The sequence below is a fragment of the Mucilaginibacter sp. SG564 genome, assembly GCF_013149275.1.
In the GTDB taxonomy this organism is placed as follows: Bacteria; Bacteroidota; Bacteroidia; order Sphingobacteriales; family Sphingobacteriaceae; genus Mucilaginibacter.
The window spans coordinates 256,033-278,686 of the sequence record NZ_JABGNA010000002.1; the positions used below are offsets into that span (position 1 = coordinate 256,033).

Here is a 22,654-nt window from a genome sequence, read left to right on the forward strand (position 1 = left end):
ACAGTTGATATTAAAGCTCCCGGAAAATGAAAAACATATTCACTATAGCATGTGCAGGTTTGCTCTTAACCTTTTCGATTGCGAACAAAAGCTATGCTGCAGGTATTAATAGCGTAGATACTGCAAAAACTATAAAAACATTAAAGCCCGAAGTTCTGGAAATTGTGAATACGGTACTCAAAGCTTCCTATACTTTTAATATCGAAAAGATATCTGATTTTTATACGCCAAATGCAGTAATAAGCGATGAGCAACAGCCTTTTTCATGGGCTGGCCCCCTGGCAGGTGTACAATGGATAAACTCGGTACAAAAGGCGGTAAAAGGGTTTAAAATAAAAGATTTTAAGGTTGAGGTTAAGCGCATTAAGGTTTTTCAACAAACCGAAGAAGTAGCCTACCTGGTAGTACCCGTTGAGTATACGGGCACCATTAACGGCGACCCATTTGATGAAGAGGGCGCCTTTTCATTTGTACTGCGGATTGTGGGCGATAAATGGCTCATCAAAAGCCAGGCCTGGGTACCCAAAAATGGTCTTTGATCTATAATACTTTAGCTCCATCTATATGCAACCTGAACTTATCACCTTTAAACACTTTAATGATCCGGCGTTGGCAGAAGATCTGACCGGGGTTCTGGAACAACATGGCATCCCTTATGAAGTAGAAGAGGGTAAATTTTCATTTGATCCGGCGTTTGTAAATAGTGAATTATCCAAGGATTACGCTGTAAAAATACGTGCGGTGGATTTTGAACTGGTAAACCGGCTGCTTAATGATAACGAACGCTCCAATATTGATCAGGCAGATCCTGATCATTACCTGTTTGGTTTCAGTAACGATGAGCTCATAGATGTTTTGGCCAAAGCCGACGAATGGAGCCCATTCGATTATCAGCTCGCCCGTAAGATACTAACCGAACGCGGGGTTGAAATTAATGATCAGGAACTATCTAACCTTCACAAAAGCAGGATAGAAGCGCTTAAGGAACCCGAAGCACCACAAACCACCTGGATTATCTTAGGATATATATTCGCTATTGCAGGTGGGCTATTAGGCATTTTTATTGGCTGGCACTTGTCATCCTTCAAAAAAACGCTTCCCGATGGCGAACGTGTATACGGCTATAGTGAAAACGATCGAAAACAAGGAAAACGAATATTTTACTTATCCATTGTCTTCTTTATCATCGGTATTATATTCAAATTTTCATCAGCACTTAGTGCAAACTGATATTAGATCAACCTTTGGCCAACCTTCTTTTCATCTGCAGTAAAAATCAATGGCGAAGCCCAACGGCCGAGCTTTTATTTAAAAACCACCCCGTGCACCAGGCATACTCAGCCGGAACCAGCGACAAAGCGCGTATCCGGGTAAACCAGAAAATGATTGACCGGGCAGATGTGATATTTGTGATGGAGCGCAAACATCAGCAACTGTTAAAACAGAGATTTGACGTGACTGGTAAAGCTTTACTGGTTCTGAATATTGAAGATAATTATCAGTTTAATGCCCCGGAGTTGGTGGCGATTTTGGAAGAGGCTTTGAGGGAGTATTTGTAGCACAACTTTAATCAAATAATAATTGCGTCATTGCGAGCGCAGCGTGGCAATGACGTGATGGGTTAGGCCATCTGCACATTTGAAATCCGAATATCTGATCCCTACCCCAATATCTCCCGGATATCATCAGCGGTAAGCGATTTGATAAAACTTTCTTCGGTGGTGATGAGCGCGCGACTCAGGCTTAGTTTGCGCTGCTGCAAGGCCAGGATCTTTTCTTCCACGGTATCTTTAGTGATGAACTTGTAGATGAACACGTTTTTGGTTTGGCCGATGCGGTGCGTACGGTCAATAGCCTGTTGTTCTACAGCCGGGTTCCACCAGGGGTCGAGGATAAATACATAGTCGGCCTCGGTAAGGTTTAAACCTACCCCACCCGCTTTTATCGAGATCAGGAACACGCGTGTTTTTTGGTCTTCCTGGAATTGTTTTACCACATCGCCGCGGTTTTGGGTGCTGCCATCCAGGTATACGTAAGGAATCCCTTCGCGCTCAAAATGTTCGCGGTAAATGCTCAGCTGTTTTACAAACTGCGAAAATATGAGCACTTTATGGCCGCCATCCAATACGTTGGTTAAGGTATGTGTCACATTCTCAAACTTACCGCTATCGCCCTCATAATCATTATCGATCATGATAGGGTGATTGGCTATCTGCCTTAGTTTAATAAGACCCTGCAACACCTGTATCTGGGTTTTGGCGAAGGTGCCATCCTCCAGGCTTTTCAACAATTCGTTACGGTACTCTGATTTTACTTTTTCGTATACCGATGCCTGCTCTTCGCTCATCTGGCAATAGAAAAGGTTTTCGGTTTTTGGTGGCAGCTCGGTAGCTACCTGCTCCTTGGTACGGCGTAAAACAAAAGGTTTTATGAGCGCTTGTAGTTTGCGGGCTTTATCTTCGTCCTTTTTCTTTTCAATAGGCGTTACAAATTCATTCTGAAAAAACTGCTGACCACCCAGCAAGCCCGGATTGATGAACGACATTTGTGTCCACAGGTCATTCACAGAATTTTCCACAGGGGTTCCGCTCAATATCAGCTTAAAGCGCGATTTCAATTGCTTAACCGCCTGAAATGATTTAGATGACGGGTTTTTGATATTCTGGCTCTCGTCCAATATCACATAATCAAAAAAGTACTCTTTGAACATGCCAATATCAATCCGACTGATACCATAAGTAGTGATCACTACATCGTAATTGGCAAACACATCGGCCGAGCGATAACGCATGGTGCCGGTATGTACCATCAGTTTAAGCTGTGGCGCGAATTTTTTAGCCTCGTTAAGCCAGTTATAGATGAGCGAGGTGGGCATAATTACCAGCGAGGTAGCTTTGCTGCCCGCCGCCTCGGTGTCCTCTTTATGTTTTTGCAGCAGGGCCAGGGTTTGTATGGTTTTACCAAGCCCCATATCATCGGCCAGGCAGCCGCCAAAATGATAGTTCTTTAAAAAATGGAACCAGTTATACCCGGCCTTTTGATAAGGTCTTAAATTTCCTGCAAAATGCTCGGGCATAGCCTCCTCTTCCAGCTCTTCAAAGTCGGTTAGTTTTTGCAGCTTGCGGGTCATGGTCACATTAGCCATTTCACCTTCGGCCAGATCATTCACCAGGCCTATATGATGGCGGCGCAATTTCAAGTCGTTATTACCTTCCGAAAAATGGAGCAGGTTGCCATATTGCGAAAACCATTTTTCGGGGATCACTGCGATCTCGCCGGATGGCAGGGTAAATTCCTTTTTACGGTTAAGTATGTGGTTCCGGAGCTGGATGAATGGTATGCTGTAAGGCCCAAACCATACAATGGCATGAATATCAAACCAGTCGTTATTTTCTTTTACTTCCAGGTCAATTTTGCTGTTGCCAAACACATAACGTTTTTGGCCATCGGGTTGCTCCAGCTCAAAGCCCTGCTCAATCAACTCGTCGTGGTGCTGGTTAAGCCATTCAAACACCGAGAACGAATGATCGGCATCTTCATCGTGGTTATCCACCTCCAGGTTCTGGAACAGGCTCGATGCGGTTTTCAGCCCCATCTGCTCCAACTGCTGCATCTTGTTCTTTTCCCAGGTGATGGAACGTTTGATGCGGTGGAATATATAATCGTCCCCATTTTTCTCCATCCGTACCGATACGTGCCTGCCATCGCCGTAAGGGAAAATATAGCCGGCGTATTTAAAATACAATTGCAGCTGCGAAGTGCCTCCTTCAATATAAATAGGCTTCAGCGCGGCCTGCGCATCGTATTTTTCGGTGTTGATGGTAAATCCTTCAGCATAAACATTATGCTTTTCAATCAGCGGAGCCACAAATTTCTCAAAGTATGATTGCTCTGACGACCGTGGAATGGCGATATATCGTTTATTCAGGAATGGCTGTAGCTTTTTACCTTCTATCTCTTTATCAAAATAATAAAGGGTATCGTCCAACAACATCCAGGCTGGGTGGTTACAAATGATCTCGGCATTTTTGAACATGAATTCAATACGCATGCCCTGGTATTTAATGGTGGGGAAATACCTGATCTCCTCCTCATTACGCCTGAAATGGAACAATACCGACGCGGCTTCGGTGGCTATCTGAAGCTTACGCTCGGCAGGGTATCCCTCTTTGCTCATCTGGTATACGGGTTTACTGCAGAGCAAAGCCAATGCTTCGGCCATACGCTTTTCCATTTTGGGGCGGATGGTATCAAAAAGCTGTTCGTTAAATATCTTGGAGAAAAATTCAAAAGGGCGGATAGGCTTTTTATAGTACCGTTTAATCACGTTGCCCTGCTCCATCTCCTCCAATATCTTAATCAGTTTAATATCGGTATCGTCCAAACAATGGATAAATTCCTTGGCTGTATTAGAAAATAAACGCTGATGGGTTAGTGAAAATTCGCCGTTGGGATTAAGCTGAACGATGTGTGGCTCAATAACGTACGACAAATACTCATGCCGGGCAATGGCATAAATGATCTGGCATGGTTTGGTACTGTCGACGCGTAACATTAACTTTTGATAAAAAATTAATAGAAGTTACATCAACAAAAAATTCAAACGTAATGAGAATTTACTTTATTTGAAAGTGTTTTCTGTTAAATAATTGTTAACACGGTCTATTATTTAATTAAAAGTTGATTTTAATTCCCCGCTGCGGTGGGCAAGCTCATTCAATTAAGGGATTTTGTAACCCCAGCGGGGTTAAAGCTTTGTAGAAAATGATATGCTTAAAACTCAGTGCTGTAGGTACTGTACTCAGGTTGCATACCTACGGCATGCTAAATGCTTCTGTTTTGTTTGCTACAAAGCTTTTACTCCTACGGAGTATGCTTAAATAATGACATTGGTGGTAGGGGCTAAAATTCCAAGGCCAGCTGATCGCCCGGGCCGGCTTCTTTTTCCTGCTTAGGCTTGGTTACCACATCGCCGAAGTTGGAGAGGGATATACCCAGCAGCCGCACTTTGGCATCCTCGGTATAATTAGCCGCCATAATTTGTTTAGCTGTTTTACAGATGGTTTCCAGATCATTAAAAGCCTCCGGGAAGGATTGGTTGCGGGTGATCTGTTTAAAATCGCTGTATTTTACTTTGAGGGTGAGGGTGCGGCCTTTCAGCTCATATTTGAGCAGGCGGTTATAAACGGTTTGTGCTATTTTGTCGAGCTCGGCATCCATTTCCTCGAGCGTGGTTAGGTCATAGGCAAAAGTATCTTCGGCCCCCAGCGATTTGGTTTCGCGGTGGGGTTGTACCTCCCGGTTATCCACACCCCGTACTATCTGGTAGTAAAACCTGCCCGTTTTACCAAAATGCCTTACCAGTTCATCTTCAGTTAGTCTTTTGAGGTCGGCACCTGTATGCAGCCCCATTTGCTTCATTTTTTGGGCGGTCACCTTACCCACGCCAAAGAATTTTTCAACGGGCAACTGCTCCATAAAATCTTCGATACTGGATGGGCCGATGAATTTTAGTCCATCTGGTTTATTGATATCCGATGCAATTTTGGCTACAAATTTATTGATGGATACACCTGCCGATGCCGTGAGCCGCAATTCGTCTTTAATAGCTTGTTTTATCTGTTGGGCTATTTCAATGGCCGAACCTATGTTCAGCTTATCGTTGGTTACATCCAGATAGGCCTCATCCAACGATAGTGGCTCGATCAAATCGGTATACCGGCTGAATATCTCCCTGATCTTTTGTGATACTTCGCCATAAGCGGCAAAACGAGGGCGTACAAATATAGCATCCGGACAAAGCTGTAAGGCTCTTTTTGATGACATGGCGGAGCGAACACCAAACTTGCGCGCTTCATAACTCGCCGTAGCTACTACCCCACCCCTGCCTTGCGGCGAACCGCCCACCACCAGCGCCTTGCCCCGGTACTCGGGAAAATCGCGCTGCTCCACAGACGCGTAAAAAGCATCCATATCAATATGGATAATTTTCCGGATGATCAGGGTGGATTCGTTTGACATGCAGGACAAAGATACGGAGAGCCTTTGCTAAAATGAATAGCTAAATAAAGAGTTAACTTAGTCCGACCGTTGCTGTAAAAACGCGTCATTGCGCTTTTATATATTGTGTTTACCGCCCTTCCCTATCCTCTACCGGCCTAAACTGCAACTGCTTTTGAAAATATACATCCCAGCTGTGCTGCTGCACGCGGTTGGTCATGTGTTCGGTGTCCTCATCGTAATCGGTATTCATTTGTTTGTATTTGTTATCGATACGGTTGAACAGGTTCATGGCCTCGTATTGGTAATTGCGACTGAAGCGGGTTTTGCCAATTTCGCGCAGTAATTCCTGCTGTTCCAGGTAGGCGATGGTATAGTGGCCCTGCTCGTGTTTCAATACTTCGGACAGTACCTGATTGGATGTCACGCGGCTTCGGTCAAGCCACGATCTTTCGGTATTCAGCACCAGCTTTACAAAGGCATTGAGCATGTAACCTCCGTTTACCCGGCTGGCCTGGTACTTAAAATCAATGGTACAATTGGTATAAGCAACAACGCCACGCGCGTTTGCGCGCGGCGTGCCGCCAAAATCGTTTATGGTTAGTTGATGAAACTGCTGAGCCTTTGCTCCCGTGATCGTTATTAAAAACAGGGCTAATATTAACGCCCCCTTCAGCCATCTTACATTCATGAAATATGCAGGTTAAAACTTTTACTTTTTGACACCTTTGACGGCGTCATTATGCAAAAGGTTTAAACTCATCATTTCTTTTAAGGTGTGCTGCATCTGATCGGTTGATCCATCCAGGAAGATCACGTTGCCCTGTGAATTTTCGGCAAAATGCTTGATGGACTCTGTCCACATGGTAAACATAATCACCGAAGTATCCATATTGGCCTCGGCCATTTCTTTAGCGGCAACGGTCATACCACGGGCCACTTCCTCACGGAACAGGGCAATACCCTGGCCACGCAATTGAGCCGCTTCACGCTCGGCCTGTGCCGAAATCTTGATGGCGTTACCTTCGGCCTCAGCGGCTTTTGTTTTGGTGATCAACAAGGCCTGGCCTTCGTTTTCGGCAGCGGCTTTCAGGTTGTTGGAAGCCACTACCTGGCTCATTGATTTCATGATCACATCATCAAAGGTAATATCGTTCAGTTGCAGATCCTGCAGGTGATAGCCCCAGCTTTCCAGTATCTGATCAAGCTGTTCTTTTACGTGTTCTACAATATCGCGGCGCAATATCAGTACTTCGCTCTGGCGTTTGGTAGCTACAAAGGCGCGGATAGAACCCTCAACCGTACGGATAAGCGCCTGCATGAGGTTACGCTCATCAACAAACTTAAAGGCTACGTTTTTAATGGTTTCTTCCTGCTGGTCAAGCACCGAATACAGCAGCATGGCCTTGAAATAAACATTAGCCTGATCATACGTTACGGCCTGGAACTCCAGCTCCACCGAACGATTCTGGATAGATATTTTGGAGTATACGTTTTCGATGAAAGGCAATTTAAAATTCAGGCCCGGCGTAAGTATGCGCCGATATTTACCAAATACGGTAATTACCACTATAGTGCCCTGTTTTACAGACACAAAAGAGGTAAATATGATAATTAAAACAATGAACGCAATAATAAAAAAACTGATTTGTCCTGGTCCCATGGTTGATAATATTTAGATAAATAAATGTAGTACAAATTATTGGTGTGTTATTTGTTTTTATAAAAATGCTTTATAAAACAGCACCAGACAACATGAACCTAAAACGAACTTTTGGAGCCGTATTAACCGTACTCGGTATCATTGGCTTAATTTATACCGGACTGGGAGTTATTAATCATAGCAGCCAAACCACCACATTGGTTGTTGTAGGAATTATAGCCGTACTATTTTTCTTTACGGGGATCAGTTTGATACGGAATACAAAAGACGAAGCGTAGGGCTTCGTCTTTTGCCTTTTGTTTTTTTAACCCAATGTCATTTCGAACGAGGTACGAGGAGAAACTATCTCTTGAGCGTAGCGAAAAATTTTCTGCTCCATACAAGCGTGAGCATTGCAGGTTATATAAGACTTCTCCTCGTACCTCGTTCGAAATGACAAGTTTTTTATAGAAGTTTTAGTCTTCGGATTTGCTAAGCAATCCTAAGAGATATTCTCCCAGTTTCTCAACGTTTTGTTTTAATCCTTCATCGGCTTTGTGAACTTTGACAACCGTTTCAAGTATTTCCGCGTTATCGAATACCATTGTCCAATCAACTTGAGTTTCATCGCCTTTGGATTCAAAAAGAACGGTAGTAAAAAAATGCGGATTGAAATGCTCAAACACGATTTTCTTCAAGAGGATAATTTCTTTGTAAATGCTCTTGTTTGGATAGTTGGTACCATTGGGTGCATGCAGCGTCAGGTTCCATTCACCCTCTTCCTTAAAATCCATTTTGTGGATGGTGGTGGTGAATCCGTTTGGCCCCCACCAGTTTATAATATGCGCGGGGTCGGTCCAAACTTCCCATAGCAACTCAACCGGGGCTTTAAAGGTTCTGGTTATCCGCATCTCGTGGTTTTCTGTCTTTGCCATAATTTCTGTCTTTTTGAATTTTTGCTATATAATTTTCAAGGTTATCAAAGCGAGCCTCCCATATCACGCGTATCTGATCAAGCCAAACATCAATCTCCGTCATCTTATCCATTTTGATCTGGTAATAGATCTCCCGCCCCTGCTGGTTTGACTCTACAAGGCCGCATTCTGTCAGTATCTGGATATGCTTGGATATGGTAGATCGGGCGCCATCAAAATTATCGGCTATGGCACCTGCGGTAATGGTTTGTGAAGCCAAAAGTGCCAGGATGGCCCTTCTGGTAGGATCGGCTATGGCCTGGAAAATGTCTCGTCTTAATATCATCTTGTCGTCAAATAACGACAAATATATGTAACGCCAAATGACGACGCAAATTTTTGCTGCATTTTTTATAAAACAAAAAGGCGGATCAATTGATCCGCCTTTTTGTTTTATATCTTCGATGCTTATTGCGCGCTGTTACGCGGATCGGCTTTTGTTTTTAATAGGTATTCTTTAGGTGTTTCGGCACCTGCCAGGTTTTTTACAAAGTAATCCCAGCGGCGGCGCATCATATAGTACGAATTCTGTCCATAACCATGAGCATTGTTCGGGAATACCACCAGGTCATAGTCTTTGTTGGCTTTTTCTAAAGCTTCAATAACCAGCAGGGTATTGTATGGCGGCACATTATCATCCATTAAACCATGGGCAAGCATAAGTTTACCTTTCAGATTTTTAGCATAGTTCTGGTTGGCTTGCGCTTCGTAATTGGATGTACCATCTGCCTGTGTAGTTAACAAACCGATGTAGCGTTCGCCCCAGTCATCCTCATAGTTGCGATTTTCATGGTTACCCGACTCGGATATACCCACTTTAAAGAAATCCGGAAAGCGGAACATAGCCGCGGCAGTCGCGAAACCACCACCTGAATGGCCCCAGATACCTGCTTTATTGATATCGATGTAAGGATATTTTTGAGCCAACTGCTGCATAGCCGTAACCTGGTCTGGCAGTGTATTTTCAGACATGTGGCCGTAGTTCATATCATGATAGCTTTTGGAACGCAGCGGGTTGCTGGTACCTTCTATTTTAACTACCACAAAACCCAGTTCGGCCAAAGCCTGGCAATCGCCGTGGGCGGATGCGAAGCCCCAGTTGCCTACGCTTCCACCCTGTGGGCCAGGATAAATATTGTTAATGATGGGATATTTTTTGTTAGGATCCATATGGGTTGGTACAAACATCACCCCGTAAATATCGGTTTGCCCATCATGCGCTTTAACCGTTACCGGGATAGGCGCTTTCCAGCCCGAAGCCAACAGTCTGCTGACGTCTGTTTTCTCCAAATTGCTGATCAATTTGCCATTCAGATCGCGCAGCACGGTTACCGGTGGTACGTCGAATTTAGAATAGCTATCGATAAAATAGTTTTCATCTGGCGACAAACTGATCTGGTGAGTGCCATCACCCGGGCTCAAAAGCGTAAGTGCCTTGCCATTAAATCCAATTTTGTACAGGTGCGTATAATATGGATTGCCCGGTTCGCGGCCATCGGCCAGGAAATAGATCTGGCGGTTCTTTTCGTCCACTTTCAGTATTTCGGTTACGGCCCAATCGCCTTTGGTGATCTGGTTTTTAACTTTGCCTGTAAGCGCGTCATATAAATACAGATGCCCCCAGTTGTCGCGTTCCGAAAACCAGATGATCTCGTTGGTTTTGGCCAGGTATTTCCAGTTGATAGTACCCTGCCCCGATTCATACTGTGTAGCCACGGTTTCTTCAAAAACCTCCTTTACGGCACCTGTAGCTGCATCGGCAATACGGAATTTTTCCTGTTTGTGATCGCGCGAAGTGGATACAAAAGCCAGTTTGGAGGCGTCGGCCGTCCAGTCCACATCATCAAAAGTACCGCTGCTGGCAATATCATCGCTCAGGGTGGCGCGGTGCGGATCTGGAGCAACTTGTATGTTGATCACTTTGGGCTCATCTACATTAATGATCACCCGGCTTATCATCGCGATTTCCTTATCGCCAGGAAGCGGGTACTTCCATGCCTTTAGTGTCGGGTGACCAACATTGGTAGTCACCAGGTACATATCGCCCACATTACGCTGATCCTGTTTAAAGGTGGCTATCTTCTTAGAATCGGGCGACCAGCGTACAATGGGCCCATCTGATGATTTCCAGCCGGCATTATCGGTAGCGTATCCAAAATCTTTTACCCCATCCGTTGTGAGTTGCGTTTCTTTCCCGGTTTTTATATTACGCACCCAAAGGTTGTAATCTTTGATGTAGGCTACCTGACTGCCATCCGGCGAAGCAACCTCGTCATCACCTCCCCTTCTACGGGTATGTGCTTTACTTTGGCCAACCATCGCATTATCTGGTGTACACTGATAGTTTTGCAAATCGCATTTCCATGATTTACCATCGGCACTAAAAGAAATAGACTTCAGATCATCAGAAAAACTGAAGGTGCGGAACGGTAGCTTGCTGGCTTCATAAGTTTTACCGGTAGCTGTTGATATAGCTGCGGCCAGTTTCTGGTGATCAAAGGCTTGTCCGCGTGTTTTTTTGGCGGGGTCAACCAAAATAAATTCGCTGCCCTGTGATGTTAATATCCGGTACCAGAATTTATCGCCCGGCAGCCAGTTAGGCATTACCCTGCCATGATCAACCAATTGCTCGGTATTATAGCCCAGGAAATTTTCGGCGTGGGCATAATCTTTATCTGTTAAGGAGGGGGATTGCTGCGCGTTTGCTGTCCAAACAAATGCTGCGGCAGTTAATGATAATAAATATTTATTCATACGCTTTTGAAAGTGCGGAAAATAAGGTGTTAATAGTTAAAATTTAAACCATGCAAATTAATGCTTTTTTTAATGGTCTATTGGTTGGGTTCTGTAACTTTTGTGAGTGAATTATCAAACCGAGAAACAGCGGTTATTTCCCCACTGTCGGCAATACTCAAACCAGCATCCGGGAAGTCGGTTTGGGTGAGCATCCGGATGCGGCGCATGGCCTGATTCAGCGTATCCTTCACCAATCCTTTATCATGTGCCTGCTTAAATGAGATGATGCGGCCGCCTAAAAATTCGCCTTTTTTATTGACGTAAACTTTTAGCAAAGGAGCCATACCACAAATGCCGCTTACGCTTACACATTTATAGGTACAAAAATTACCCAGGCTATAAGCTATAAGCCGGTTCTTATACATCTCCATAGCACGGTTCACATGCGGACCGTTACCAAATATCAGATCGGCACCGGCATCAATGGCGTTGTGGGCAAAAGCATATACATCGCCCCGCTTTTCGCCAATGAAGGATTCCACCGCAAATGGCACATGCTCGTAGTCAACACCCTCGCCCCCCCCGTGGAAAGATACGATGACTACATCACAGCGTTGTTTCAGATCGCTGATGATTCGGGCTGCACCTTTCAGATCATGTATAGATACGGTATTGGCATTGGGCGCAAAGGAGCAAAAACCATAGCGTACACCATTTACCTCAAATACCGTTGAGGGTTTAATCTGCAAACCAGCATAGTTTATTCCCAGGCTGTCTAACGTTTGGGTAGTGCTCTTACGTCCGTGCGCGTCAAAATCATTGATGTGGTTATTGGCCAGGCTCAGTAAATTAAAACCAGCACTTTTTAAAACAGATCCGTAACGCGTAGGCATCCGGAACAAATAAGCCTTACTTTTTTGATGCAATTTGAAATGGGCAGGGCCACCGGTATCCACAAGGGCTCCCTCCAGGTTGCCGAAGGCCACATCTGTATTTTTCAATTCGGCAAGAGCGGCTTTAAAACTGTTGCGGCCACTATCGGGGGGCAGCGTAGTGCTATCCGGGTATGAGGTACCCATCATGATGTCGCCAACGGCGGCAATACAAAGCGAGTCATGTTGTAGGGGCCTGGGTTTTATTGGAGGCGATACTTCTTTTGCAACCTGATGCTTTTTGTGTTTAGCAACAGGCGGGTTGCTTTGAACAGGGTTTTCGCATGCCTGTAAAATCATTAATAAGCAAGCTGTTAAAAGCAAAAACTGTAACCTTCCGGCAAAAAAAAATCCCCTCATATTTTTGAAGGGACTAAATTAATTTTTTTATTTCGGACTTCGGATGTTCGACTTCCGAAATCAGAACTAATTACTCTTATCGTCGTCGGTTTCGGTAGCCGAACCGGTAAATTCATTTTTAAATGATGCCAGTAAACGACCGCCTTTGTAAAAATAACGGCTGTAATAATTGTCATCCAGGCTGCTGATAGCTACGCCTTTTGATGAAGCATGCGCAAAACGGCCATTACCCAGGTAAATGCCCACATGCGAAATGCGGCGGCTGTGTATCTTAAAGAAAACCAGGTCGCCTTCTTTCAGATCGTCTTTACCAACAGGGTTTACCATGCTGAAAATATCGCGTGAACTTCTTTTTATATCCAGGTTAAAAACCTCGCTGTATAATTCTTTTGTGAATGCCGAGCAATCGATCCCTCTTCTTGATTCACCGCCGAAATGATAAGGAGTACCTATCCAATCGTATACAAAGTGAAAAAGTTTCATGTTTGAGGTGGCGGATAACGCTACACCCATGATCTGAGATAAATAAGTTTTAGCTAAACTTTCCTGCTCATCAGGAGCCTTGTCGGCAGTGGTGTTTGGAGTACTTGCGGTTTGGGCCTGCGAGGCTAAAACGCTGAAAAGTAGTACTATAGCAAGAGTAATTTTCTTCATTTAACGCGTTAGTTTGCTGTTAGGGGCAACAAATTGTTTATTAAATCAGACACTTATGTCCACCAGTGGCTACAAAACTATCTATATTTTTTAAAATTGCAAATAAATGGCACTTTTTTTTCAAAAAATATAAATAAATTATCTATACTAAAAATCTTATCAATTAAAGCCTACCATTATTACGCACATGATACTTTTAAGGTTATCTTTTCTGCCCGTTTTTTCTGCTTTTTGTAAAAATTATATGTCTCAAAGAGTCTAAAAACGCTCAAAGCTATCGCTAAACTGCATTATCAGATCAAAAAGGCTTCGGTAATATCACCATATCGCCATATAATGTTTGGTTAAACTTATAAAACGCGGTTAAGGCTGCTCATTTATAGCCCTTTCTTAAAATAAAAGATAAAACATCACAACAAATTCGTCGCAGTTTCGATATTTTCAAGGATATATTTAGATTTGCGCTTTACTCCAAGATTATTGATTGTTTTAATTACATGAGTTCAATCGAAATTAATAAAGACACTTACCTGATGTGGTACGAACAAATGCTGTTGATGCGTAAGTTCGAAGAAAAAGCAGGACAGTTATACGGACAACAAAAAATCAGGGGCTTTTGCCACCTGTATATTGGGCAGGAGGCTGTACTGGCCGGAGCCATGTCTGTAATTAAACAGGAAGACAGCATGATCACCGCTTACCGCGACCACGCTCATGCGCTTGCCAAAGGTGTAACCCCCAACGCGGTAATGGCCGAATTATATGGCAAAGCTACCGGATGCTCAAAAGGCAAAGGTGGTTCTATGCACATGTTTGATAAGGAAAAACACTTTTACGGTGGCCACGGTATCGTAGGCGGCCAGGTACCACTGGGTGCCGGTATCGCTTTCGCCGAAAAATATAAAGGTACCGAGTTTGTGAACATCGCTTACATGGGCGATGGTGCTGTACGCCAGGGTGCCTTAACAGAAACCTTTAACATGGCTGCTTTATGGCAATTACCTGTAATTTTTGTTTGCGAAAACAACGGTTACGCCATGGGCACCTCTGTTGAACGTACCACTATCCAAACAGATATCTATAAATTAGGCTTACCTTACGGTATACCATCATCAGCTGTTGACGGTATGGATCCCGCTGCTGTACACGTAGCTATGGACGAAGCCGTTCAGCGTGCACGCCGTGGTGAAGGCCCTACCTTCCTGGAAATGCGTACTTACCGCTATAAAGGTCACTCCATGTCCGATCCGCAAAAGTACCGTACTAAAGAAGAGCTGGAAAGCTACAAGGCTAAAGACCCTATCGAAACTACAAAACAAATTATAGTAGAGAAAGGTTACGCTGATGAGAAATGGTTTGAAGAGATTGATGCCAAGATAAAAGACATCGTTGATGAATCAGTTAGATTCTCTGAAGAATCACCATGGCCGGATGCTTCTGAACTATATACAGATGTGTATGTTCAGGCAGATTATCCATACATCAGAGACTAAATGGAGAATAGTGAATGGAGAGTAGTGAGTAGTAAAATTTTATACTAAAAAAGAAAACTCACTATTCACCACTCTACACTCACCACTTAACTGTTATATTTATATCAAAATTTATTCTATCCAAATAATATATGGCCGAAGTAGTTAAAATGCCTAAAATGAGCGATACCATGACCGAAGGGGTATTGGCGAAATGGCATAAAAAAGTTGGCGATAAGGTAAAATCCGGCGATGTGTTGGCCGAGATCGAAACCGATAAAGCCACCATGGATTTTGAATCGTACCAGGATGGCACCTTATTATACTTAGGTGTTGAAGAAGGCAATGCCGTTCCGGTTGATGCTGTTATTGCTGTTTTAGGCAAAGAAGGCGAAGATTACAAAGCAGCCCTTGCACAGGCTGATGGTGGTTCTGAAAAGAAAGAAGAGAAACCTGCTGAAGCTGCTGCCCCCGCAAAAGCCGAAGATAAACAGCCTGCACCAGTTGCAGCCGCTGCACCAAAGGTTGATCTGTCGAGCATTCCGGCAACCGTAATACGTATGCCAGCCCTTAGTGATACCATGACCGAGGGTGTTATCGAAAAATGGAACTTTAAAGTTGGCGATAAAGTAAAATCTGATGATTCCCTGGCCGATGTAGCAACCGATAAGGCTACTATGGAAGTTGTGGGTTATGAAGCAGGTACACTTTTATATATAGGACCAAAAGAAGGCGAAGCCGCACCGGTTAATGGCATTATAGCCATTGTTGGTAAAGAAGGTACCGATATTACACCTTTATTACAGGATGCTACAAGCGCGCCTGCTGCTGCACCGGCCGCAGAAAGTGCTGCTCCCGAAGCAGCACAAGCATCAGCACCAGCCGCACAGGAAACTGCCTCGGCTTCAACCGCTGATGACAGCCGTGTTAAAGCATCACCGCTTGCCCGTAAAATAGCCAAAGATAAAGGCATCAACCTGAATGATGTAAAAGGCAGCGCCGAAGGCGGCCGCATTATCAGGAAAGATGTGGAAGGATTTGTGGCTCCGGCTAAAACAGCCGCGCCTGCTGCTGCTCCAGCCAGCACAGAAGCCGCTGCTGCTCCGGCTAAAGCACCTATCGTTCTGCCAACTTATACCGGCGAAGAGAAATTTACCGAGCGTACAGTTACTCAAATGCGTAAAGCCATTAGCCGCCGCTTAAGCGAAAGCTTGTTTACCGCTCCGCATTTCTATGTAACCATGAGCATCGATATGGATCAGGCTATAGCTGCCCGTACCCGCATCAACGATATCGCTCCGGTTAAAATATCATTTAATGATTTTGTAGTTAAAGCCGTTGCCGTTGCTTTAAAACAGCACCCTGCCATTAACTCATCATTCCTGGGCGATAAGATCCGTACCAATGAGCACGTACACATTGGTGTTGCCGTTGCTGTTGACGAAGGTTTGCTGGTTCCGGTTGTTAAATTTGCCGATGGTAAATCATTAAGCCACATCTCTGTTGAGGTAAAAGAATTTGCCGGTAAAGCAAAAGCTAAAAAATTACAACCTGCAGAAATGGAAGGCTCAACCTTCACCATATCCAACTTAGGTATGTTTGGTGTTGATGAGTTTACCGCTATTATTAACACACCAAATGCTTGTATCCTGGCTGTTAGCGGTATACAACAGGTTCCCGTTGTTAAAAACGGCGCTGTAGTACCAGGTAACGTAATGAAAGTTACCTTAAGCTGCGACCACCGCGTGGTTGACGGCGCAACAGGTGCCGCGTTCCTGCAAACCCTGAAATCATTACTGGAAGAACCAGTAAGACTGTTAATATAATTTTTGATTTCGGATCTCGGAATTTCGATTTTTCACCGTTGTTTATATTCAATGGTGTTCAAGAAGGCTTCGCCGTTTCGGATTTATCATAGAAAAAAGCGCTGGATTAACCCAGCGCTTTTTTTGTTTTTATAAATATTTCCAATTCCCTCGCTTGTGAGGGGCGCATAAGGTGATGTATTGGAAGGGAGCGGTTTCAACGGCGTACTGTCCAATAAACCCTTTCCTTCCCTCCTACAATGTCATTAAGTTAAGAGATTTTGTAAACCCCATCAGGGTTAAAGTTTTGTAGTAAAAAGTCAATTCTCCCATTCAGTACCATAGGTACTGTACTCAGGTTGCATACCTACGGCATACTAAATGCTTATTATTTATTTGCTACAAAGCTTTTACTCCTACGGAGTATTCTTAACTTAATGACATTGTACCCACACAAGGGAGTGAATCGCACGAGCACTTCCTTATCTAAACATCCAAATGCCCTATAATATTCTTGAGCTGCTGCGTATGCCTTTGCGCATGATAAACCGCCTGGTAAGCCCACTCCAACCGAGTAAGGTGACCTATGGTCGGGAATTCCCAAAGCAGACAAGTATCGGTTAGGTCCTTTACCTCCACCAGGTAGATCAGGCTGTTGTATACCGTTCTGAGCTTTTTGATCAATATATCCCGGTCATAAAGCTTGGTTTCGGGTGTGATGGAAGGCGCCGATTTAAATTTCAGATCGAAATTCAAAAACATGTCTTTTACACTCTGCACGTATTGATCGGGCGCCCGGTCGGTTGCTTTTACAGGCCCGCTTAGTACCTCTACAGAGCTCCCTATAGATAATACCATGTGTTCTATCAGTTCGGCGGCTGTCCAGCTTCCTTCAAAAGGGATACGATTAACTTCGCTTTGTTTAACGGGTTCAAATAAATTCAGTTGCGCCTCTGCTACAGACCCGATCAAAACCGGCAGGGGTTGTACCAAAGCATTTTTTTGTTGTTCCATAATTTTATGATCTTCTTTGATAAGTCAAAGTTCGGCAGATCAGTCCGGATACGTAGGTGGCAACAAAGACAAATTAAGGGTGATTTGCGACAATAGCACATTAAAAAGTGGGTTTACATGGTTTACACTTTTTTGGGTTTACATTGGTTTAAATAACTTATAATCAAATAGTTATATAAAAAACATCATCAAAAGTGGGTTTACATGTAAACCCACCCAAGGGTCGCTTTCAGCAGCCCCAGAGTTGAGTGCAATTCAGCAAAAATTGTCGCCCGTAAAATCGAATACCCAAACATCATTGCGAGGTACGAAGCAAATAATTTCTGTCATTCTGAGCGGAGCGAAGAATCTAATCGCCGATAGATCCTTCGTTCCTCAGGATGACAAATTAATCATAGAGATTGCCACGCTACGCTTGCAATGACGGATGAATGGATAAATCCGTTAACCAATTGTCAAATAAACACCTTGCTTTTACAGCTTTTGGTTTTATTGTATATTCACACAAAAATTTTTGTTATGACGTTTTATAGCTTTCTTCAGCATCTTCACTCCGGTTTCAGGTACATAGTTATGGTGCTTGTTATTGTGGCAGCCCTATTGGCGCTTCTTGGCCTTACAGGTAAAAAACCATATACCGATGGCAACCGTAAGCTCAACCTGTTTGCCATGATCTCGGCACATACGCAATTACTCATCGGTATTGTGCTGTATTTTGTAAGCCCCTTTGTACAGTTTACAAAAGATACCATGAAAAACCCAGCTACCCGTTATTTCACTGTAGAGCACTGGGTTATGATGGTTATCGCTATTGTTTTGATCACTGTCGGTCATAGCAAATCGAAAAAAGCCGCTACCGACGAAGAAAAGCACAAAGCTGTTTTTGTATTCTATATACTGGGTATGATCGTCATTTCAAGCGGTATCCTATTAATTCCACGAGGCTAATAGGATTTAGCAAATAAATAATTTCAGAAAAAATTTGACAATTCAAATTTCTTTCTAAATTTGTGACCACGATGATTAAAAGCACTCATAAAAACAGCTGGTGGCACCAATTAAATTTGGCAGCCGGTTGCGTTTTTAGTCAGAGATAACTAATCAATTGTAAACCTAAATAGGAAACCCGGCGACCCCAATTCGCCGGGTTTTTTTGTTTAATACGCTTTTTGAAACATAACATGAATAAATTTAAAATAACCACTACTTATAAAAAGCTGCTTGCCGATACTACCACACCGGTAAGCATTTATCTGCGCCTGCGCGATGTGTTCCCGAACTCGTTGCTGCTCGAAAGCTCGGATTACCACAGTCGCGAAAACAGCTTAAGCTACATCTGCTGCGAGCCCATTGCCGGTTTGGTTTTAAACAACGGTATCCTCAAAAAGCATTATCCGGATGATAGCCAGGAAACGCATGAGGCGGGCACCTTCGATCTGATCGACCAGATCAACCAGTTTATAGCCGGTTTTGATACCGATGCCAACCCTATCGCCAAGATCATATCCAACGGCCTGTTTGGTTATTTTACCCATGAGGCGGTGGAGCATTTTGAAACCATCAAACTCAAACAAAGTACCGATACCACCCGCCAAATCCCGGTGATGCAGTATCATGTTTACCGCTACATTATCGCGGTTGACCATTTTAAGAACGAACTCTACATCTTTCATAACCAGGCCGAAGGAGGCCCTACCAACGGCGGCATCGAGAAACTGGAATACCTCATCAAAAACAAAAACTTCCCCGAATATAACTTCAAGAGCATCGATGCAGAGCGCTCAAACCTCACCAACGAGCAGTTTATAGCTATAGTGGAGAAGATGAAACAGCATATTTACCGCGGTGATGTTTTCCAGATAGTACCATCAAGGGCATTTTCGCGCACTTTCCAAGGCGATGAATTTAATGTTTACCGTGCCCTGCGTTCCATCAACCCTTCGCCCTACCTGTTTTATTTTGACTTTGGCGATTTCCGCATCTTTGGCTCATCGCCCGAGGCCCAGATCACTGTTAAGAACAACGTGGCCAGCATATTCCCTATCGCAGGTACTTTTAAACGCAGCGGCGACGACGAAAAAGACGCCGAAATAGCCCGCAACCTGGAAAACGACCCCAAAGAATCGGCCGAGCATGTAATGCTGGTGGATCTGGCCCGTAACGATCTGAGTCGCCATTGCGAGCAGGTACAGGTGAAGGCATTTAAAGAAGTACAGTACTATTCGCACCTCATACACCTGGTATCGCACGTAAGCGGCAAGCTGCTGCCGGGGGTATCCTCCTTTAAAATTGTGGGCGATACCTACCCTGCCGGTACGCTGAGCGGTGCGCCAAAATACCGCGCCATGGAAATTATTGATGAGAACGAAAATATTAAACGCAGTTTTTACAGCGGCGCTATCGGTTTCCTGGGCTTCAACGGCGATTTTAACCATGCCATCATGATCCGCTCGTTCCTCAGCAAAAATAATACGCTGCATTACCAGGCCGGCGCGGGTATTGTGGCCGGTTCCATACCCGAAAGTGAGCTGAAAGAGGTAGATACTAAAATATCGGCCCTCCGAAGAGCGGTAGAACTGGCGGAGGAACTTTGATCGGGTGCGGGATGCCGGTTGCCGGAACATTCCGTTGTTAGAATTTAGAAATTAGGATTTAGAATTTCCTTTTAAGGATTAAAAAATGAGCAAGATATTAATAATTGACAATTACGATTCCTTTACCTATAACCTGGTGCATTTGGTTAACGAGCTTGGCCTGCAGTGCGAGGTTTGGAGGAACGATAAATTTGCCATCGGCGATGTGGACGCTTTCGATAAGATCATCCTTTCGCCGGGGCCGGGCATTCCCTCAGAAGCAGGCTTGCTGCTGGAGGTGATCGAAAAATACGCGCCAACCAAAAGCATATTCGGCGTTTGCCTGGGTCAGCAGGCCATTGCCGAAGTATTTGGCGGCAGCCTGTACAACCTGAGCCAGCCGATGCATGGCATTGCCACTCCTATTAAGGTAACCAACAGGCAGGAGGAGCTTTTTAAAGGCCTGCCAGAAAGCTTTAAGGTGGGCCGCTACCATTCATGGGTAGTAAGCGATAAAGATCTGCCACAAACGCTGCAAATAACCGCTATCGACGAGGAGGACAATTCCATCATGGCACTGGCCCACCGCGAATATGACGTGCGCGGCGTGCAGTTTCACCCGGAATCCATACTCACCGAGTACGGTAAGGAAATGATGCATAACTGGTTGAGCAGTAAATAATATATTTGCGCTGACAGAATGACAAAGAACAAACCCGTCATTGCGAGCGATAGCGTGGCAATCCCCGATCTGCAGAGCCGCTCTGTACAGTTTGGGATTGCCACGCTATCGCTCGCAATGACGCTAATAATAATATGTACCTCATGAATATACTTGATAAAATAGTTGCCAATAAAAAAAAGGAAGTAGCATCTGCAAAAAAACGCGTTTCCTATGTTGAACTGGAAGAATCAGAATATTTTCATCGCGACACTTACTCTTTTAAAGAGTTTTTGCTTGATCCGGAACGCAGCGGTATTATTGCCGAATTTAAGCGTAAATCGCCCTCTAAAGGCATTATTAACGATAAGGTAAGGGTTAGCGCAGTTACCAATGGTTATGCCAGCGCGGGTGCCTCGGCCCTATCCGTTTTAACCGACCGCAACTTTTTTATGGGCCGCAAGGCCGATCTGGTAAAAGCCCGTTCGGTAAACAATATCCCCGTTTTACGCAAGGATTTTATGATAGATGAGTACCAGGTGATCGAAGCCAAATCATTAGGTGCTGATATTATTTTGCTGATAGCCGCCATACTTACCCCTGCCCAAATTGATACCATGGCCACACTGGCCAAAAGCATTGGCCTGAACGTGCTACTGGAAGTGCATAACCTGGAAGAGCTGGAACGCAGCATCCACCCCAAACTGGATGCCATTGGCGTAAATAACCGCAACCTTGCCGATTTTACCGTATCTGTGGAAACATCATACCAGCTGGCTAAACACATCCCGGCAGAGTTCATGAAAATATCCGAGAGTGCTATCAGCGATCCGGAAACTATCCGTCACCTGAAACTGGCCGGCTTCAACGGCTTCCTGATCGGCGAAACATTTATGAAACAAGCCGACCCGGCCCTGGCCATGCGCGATTTTGTCGCCCAGTTATAACAGATGCGGTAAACTTTTTAAACCTTGAATTTTAACAAATTTCTGTTCAAAATTGGGATAGAAACGGCTCAAAATCGCCAGAAAAAAACGCGTTTTAACGCTTTTAACAAATTGCAACGCGGTTTTGATGTGTTTTGAAAAGTTTAAAAAGTATTTATTGACTTAAGTCATGCCGAACTTGTTTCGGCACCCCATAAGCAGGTGTACAACACGTGAATTAGTTTGTCTTAGGAGATTCTGAAACAAGCTCAGGATGATTTATTATGTGGAAGACAAATTGATTCGGGAATCATATCTTTGATAAACAAGTAAATCGATATGACAATAAAATTGGGCGATTTTTTTTCTAAAAAACCGGTGAACGAGCCCAGTCTGGATCTTAACAGCTCTGTATGGAAAAACATGGAAGGCGGGTATAGAAGAACAAGCTACGATGCCTCCATAGCTTTAAAAAAATTGGAACAGGCCAATACCCTACAGGCCATAGAGCCCATTTACCAGGAATTATGGGATGAACTCCACCATCAGGGTGATGTTGGACTTGCATCATATTACGCTGTTCCTCATTTGATCAGGATAGCCCGAGAGAAGCAATTGGTAGATTATAATGTTTTGGGGCTTGTTTCTGTTATTGAAATACAACGGCACAAAGAAGATAATCCTAAATTACCCAAAGCCCTGACACCTGATTATGAGATGGCCATAAAGGAACTGGGTGAGCTTGCCAAATTTATTATGAATCAAAATTGGGATTTAAGCCTGACCTCTTGTGCTTTAACCGCAATTGCATTAGCTAAAGGCCAGATAAAGCTTGCCAATGCGATACTCAATATGGATAGCGAAGATCAGATAGACGAGTTTCTGGAGACTTATAGCTAAACAGA

21 protein-coding genes are annotated in these 22,654 nt (G+C 44.1%); 11 read left to right on the plus strand and 10 right to left on the minus strand.

Going from position 1 to position 22,654, the window contains the following annotated elements; genetic code table 11:
- Window positions 1-26 precede the first annotated feature (26 nt).
- From FHW89_RS05675 to FHW89_RS05685, 3 genes are read left to right on the plus strand one after another with little or no spacing between them, the layout of a single operon-like run.
- Complete coding sequence (locus FHW89_RS05675) at window positions 27-539, plus strand: nuclear transport factor 2 family protein (protein WP_172334055.1); 513 nt, start codon at window positions 27-29, stop codon at window positions 537-539.
- Between the two features lie 25 nt (window positions 540-564).
- Window positions 565-1,230, plus strand: a complete 666-nt coding sequence (locus tag FHW89_RS05680; RefSeq protein ID WP_172334056.1) for a hypothetical protein — start codon at window positions 565-567, stop codon at window positions 1,228-1,230.
- A 14-nt stretch (window positions 1,231-1,244) separates the two neighbouring features.
- The gene (locus FHW89_RS05685) at window positions 1,245-1,559 is read left to right on the plus strand and encodes a low molecular weight protein tyrosine phosphatase family protein (RefSeq protein WP_172334057.1); all 315 of its coding nucleotides are present in this window, start codon (window positions 1,245-1,247) and stop codon (window positions 1,557-1,559) included.
- A gap of 101 nt (window positions 1,560-1,660) precedes the next feature.
- Here FHW89_RS05685 and FHW89_RS05690 read toward each other — a convergent pair whose 3' ends face one another.
- From FHW89_RS05690 to FHW89_RS05705, 4 genes are all read right to left on the minus strand, one after another.
- Window positions 1,661-4,555: a DEAD/DEAH box helicase gene (locus FHW89_RS05690; protein WP_172334058.1), complete on the minus strand. Its 2,895-nt coding sequence runs from the start codon at window positions 4,553-4,555 to the stop codon at window positions 1,661-1,663.
- A gap of 347 nt (window positions 4,556-4,902) precedes the next feature.
- Entirely contained in the window at window positions 4,903-6,021 is a 1,119-nt protein-coding gene (dinB, locus tag FHW89_RS05695) for a DNA polymerase IV (RefSeq protein ID WP_172334059.1), read from the minus strand.
- A 109-nt stretch (window positions 6,022-6,130) separates the two neighbouring features.
- On the minus strand, window positions 6,131-6,691 hold the full coding sequence (locus FHW89_RS05700) for a DUF922 domain-containing protein (RefSeq protein WP_172334060.1): 561 nt from the start codon (window positions 6,689-6,691) through the stop codon (window positions 6,131-6,133).
- Between the two features lie 21 nt (window positions 6,692-6,712).
- Window positions 6,713-7,663, minus strand: a complete 951-nt coding sequence (locus FHW89_RS05705) for an SPFH domain-containing protein (protein ID WP_172334061.1) — start codon at window positions 7,661-7,663, stop codon at window positions 6,713-6,715.
- 92 nt (window positions 7,664-7,755) lie between these two features.
- On the opposite strand from FHW89_RS05705, the gene FHW89_RS05710 reads away from it, so the two are divergent.
- Window positions 7,756-7,941 carry a hypothetical protein gene (locus FHW89_RS05710; RefSeq protein WP_172334062.1) on the plus strand — a complete coding sequence of 62 codons (186 nt, stop codon included), beginning with the start codon at window positions 7,756-7,758 and terminating at the stop codon, window positions 7,939-7,941.
- Between the two features lie 177 nt (window positions 7,942-8,118).
- Here the strand turns inward: FHW89_RS05710 and FHW89_RS05715 are convergent, their stop codons facing one another.
- The 5 genes from FHW89_RS05715 to FHW89_RS05735 all read right to left on the minus strand — a co-directional run bounded on the left by FHW89_RS05715 (window position 8,119) and on the right by FHW89_RS05735 (window position 13,298).
- Window positions 8,119-8,577 carry an SRPBCC domain-containing protein gene (locus FHW89_RS05715; RefSeq protein WP_172334063.1) on the minus strand — a complete coding sequence of 153 codons (459 nt, stop codon included), beginning with the start codon at window positions 8,575-8,577 and terminating at the stop codon, window positions 8,119-8,121.
- Complete coding sequence (locus FHW89_RS05720; RefSeq protein WP_172334064.1) at window positions 8,531-8,902, minus strand: helix-turn-helix transcriptional regulator; 372 nt, start codon at window positions 8,900-8,902, stop codon at window positions 8,531-8,533. The genes FHW89_RS05715 and FHW89_RS05720 overlap by 47 nt, the downstream gene beginning before the upstream one ends.
- 122 nt (window positions 8,903-9,024) lie before the next feature.
- Window positions 9,025-11,370, minus strand: a complete 2,346-nt coding sequence (locus tag FHW89_RS05725; protein WP_172334065.1) for a DPP IV N-terminal domain-containing protein — start codon at window positions 11,368-11,370, stop codon at window positions 9,025-9,027.
- 77 nt (window positions 11,371-11,447) lie between these two features.
- On the minus strand, window positions 11,448-12,584 hold the full coding sequence (locus FHW89_RS05730; RefSeq protein ID WP_253952177.1) for a CapA family protein: 1,137 nt from the start codon (window positions 12,582-12,584) through the stop codon (window positions 11,448-11,450).
- A 126-nt stretch (window positions 12,585-12,710) separates the two neighbouring features.
- A complete protein-coding gene (locus FHW89_RS05735; RefSeq protein WP_172334067.1) occupies window positions 12,711-13,298 on the minus strand; it encodes a C40 family peptidase in 588 nt (195 codons plus the stop codon).
- Between the two features lie 497 nt (window positions 13,299-13,795).
- Here FHW89_RS05735 and pdhA point away from each other — a divergent pair, with 497 nt between their 5' ends.
- Both pdhA and FHW89_RS05745 read left to right on the plus strand, forming a co-directional pair.
- The gene (gene pdhA / locus FHW89_RS05740; protein WP_172334068.1) at window positions 13,796-14,791 is read left to right on the plus strand and encodes a pyruvate dehydrogenase (acetyl-transferring) E1 component subunit alpha; all 996 of its coding nucleotides are present in this window, start codon (window positions 13,796-13,798) and stop codon (window positions 14,789-14,791) included.
- Window positions 14,792-14,922: 131 nt separating this feature from the next.
- A complete protein-coding gene (locus FHW89_RS05745) occupies window positions 14,923-16,596 on the plus strand; it encodes a dihydrolipoamide acetyltransferase family protein (protein ID WP_172334069.1) in 1,674 nt (557 codons plus the stop codon).
- Between the two features lie 465 nt (window positions 16,597-17,061).
- On the opposite strand, the gene FHW89_RS05750 is transcribed toward FHW89_RS05745, so the two are convergent.
- Window positions 17,062-17,589 carry a DinB family protein gene (locus tag FHW89_RS05750; RefSeq protein WP_172334070.1) on the minus strand — a complete coding sequence of 176 codons (528 nt, stop codon included), beginning with the start codon at window positions 17,587-17,589 and terminating at the stop codon, window positions 17,062-17,064.
- 519 nt (window positions 17,590-18,108) lie between these two features.
- Here FHW89_RS05750 and FHW89_RS05755 point away from each other — a divergent pair.
- From FHW89_RS05755 to FHW89_RS05775, 5 genes are all read left to right on the plus strand, one after another.
- Window positions 18,109-18,537: a cytochrome B gene (locus FHW89_RS05755; protein WP_172334071.1), complete on the plus strand. Its 429-nt coding sequence runs from the start codon at window positions 18,109-18,111 to the stop codon at window positions 18,535-18,537.
- 233 nt (window positions 18,538-18,770) lie between these two features.
- Window positions 18,771-20,183, plus strand: coding sequence for an anthranilate synthase component I family protein (locus FHW89_RS05760; protein WP_172334072.1), 1,413 nt, complete (start codon window positions 18,771-18,773; stop codon window positions 20,181-20,183).
- Window positions 20,184-20,268: 85 nt separating this feature from the next.
- Window positions 20,269-20,844, plus strand: coding sequence for an aminodeoxychorismate/anthranilate synthase component II (locus FHW89_RS05765; protein WP_172334073.1), 576 nt, complete (start codon window positions 20,269-20,271; stop codon window positions 20,842-20,844).
- 143 nt (window positions 20,845-20,987) lie between these two features.
- The gene (gene trpC / locus FHW89_RS05770) at window positions 20,988-21,770 is read left to right on the plus strand and encodes an indole-3-glycerol phosphate synthase TrpC (protein WP_172334074.1); all 783 of its coding nucleotides are present in this window, start codon (window positions 20,988-20,990) and stop codon (window positions 21,768-21,770) included.
- Window positions 21,771-22,088: 318 nt separating this feature from the next.
- Window positions 22,089-22,649, plus strand: a complete 561-nt coding sequence (locus tag FHW89_RS05775; protein WP_172334075.1) for a hypothetical protein — start codon at window positions 22,089-22,091, stop codon at window positions 22,647-22,649.
- The last annotated feature ends 5 nt before the right edge of the window (window positions 22,650-22,654 follow it).

Excerpts from the sequence above, each read along its gene's own strand:
- FHW89_RS05690 (WP_172334058.1), bottom strand. The coding sequence starts at position 4,555 with ATGTTACGCGTCGACAGTACCAAACCATGCCAGATCATTTATGCCATT.
- dinB (WP_172334059.1), bottom strand. The coding sequence starts at position 6,021 with ATGTCAAACGAATCCACCCTGATCATCCGGAAAATTATCCATATTGAT.
- FHW89_RS05675 (WP_172334055.1), top strand. The coding sequence starts at position 27 with ATGAAAAACATATTCACTATAGCATGTGCAGGTTTGCTCTTAACCTTT.
- FHW89_RS05700 (WP_172334060.1), bottom strand. The coding sequence starts at position 6,691 with ATGAATGTAAGATGGCTGAAGGGGGCGTTAATATTAGCCCTGTTTTTA.
- FHW89_RS05725 (WP_172334065.1), bottom strand. The coding sequence starts at position 11,370 with ATGAATAAATATTTATTATCATTAACTGCCGCAGCATTTGTTTGGACA.
- trpC (WP_172334074.1), top strand. The coding sequence starts at position 20,988 with ATGAATATACTTGATAAAATAGTTGCCAATAAAAAAAAGGAAGTAGCA.
- FHW89_RS05755 (WP_172334071.1), top strand. The coding sequence starts at position 18,109 with ATGACGTTTTATAGCTTTCTTCAGCATCTTCACTCCGGTTTCAGGTAC.
- FHW89_RS05720 (WP_172334064.1), bottom strand. The coding sequence starts at position 8,902 with ATGATATTAAGACGAGACATTTTCCAGGCCATAGCCGATCCTACCAGA.
- FHW89_RS05775 (WP_172334075.1), top strand. The coding sequence starts at position 22,089 with ATGACAATAAAATTGGGCGATTTTTTTTCTAAAAAACCGGTGAACGAG.
- FHW89_RS05715 (WP_172334063.1), bottom strand. The coding sequence starts at position 8,577 with ATGGCAAAGACAGAAAACCACGAGATGCGGATAACCAGAACCTTTAAA.
- FHW89_RS05765 (WP_172334073.1), top strand. The coding sequence starts at position 20,269 with ATGAGCAAGATATTAATAATTGACAATTACGATTCCTTTACCTATAAC.
- FHW89_RS05735 (WP_172334067.1), bottom strand. The coding sequence starts at position 13,298 with ATGAAGAAAATTACTCTTGCTATAGTACTACTTTTCAGCGTTTTAGCC.
- pdhA (WP_172334068.1), top strand. The coding sequence starts at position 13,796 with ATGAGTTCAATCGAAATTAATAAAGACACTTACCTGATGTGGTACGAA.
- FHW89_RS05730 (WP_253952177.1), bottom strand. The coding sequence starts at position 12,584 with ATGATTTTACAGGCATGCGAAAACCCTGTTCAAAGCAACCCGCCTGTT.
- FHW89_RS05750 (WP_172334070.1), bottom strand. The coding sequence starts at position 17,589 with ATGGAACAACAAAAAAATGCTTTGGTACAACCCCTGCCGGTTTTGATC.
- FHW89_RS05710 (WP_172334062.1), top strand. The coding sequence starts at position 7,756 with ATGAACCTAAAACGAACTTTTGGAGCCGTATTAACCGTACTCGGTATC.
- FHW89_RS05680 (WP_172334056.1), top strand. The coding sequence starts at position 565 with ATGCAACCTGAACTTATCACCTTTAAACACTTTAATGATCCGGCGTTG.
- FHW89_RS05705 (WP_172334061.1), bottom strand. The coding sequence starts at position 7,663 with ATGGGACCAGGACAAATCAGTTTTTTTATTATTGCGTTCATTGTTTTA.
- FHW89_RS05745 (WP_172334069.1), top strand. The coding sequence starts at position 14,923 with ATGGCCGAAGTAGTTAAAATGCCTAAAATGAGCGATACCATGACCGAA.
- FHW89_RS05760 (WP_172334072.1), top strand. The coding sequence starts at position 18,771 with ATGAATAAATTTAAAATAACCACTACTTATAAAAAGCTGCTTGCCGAT.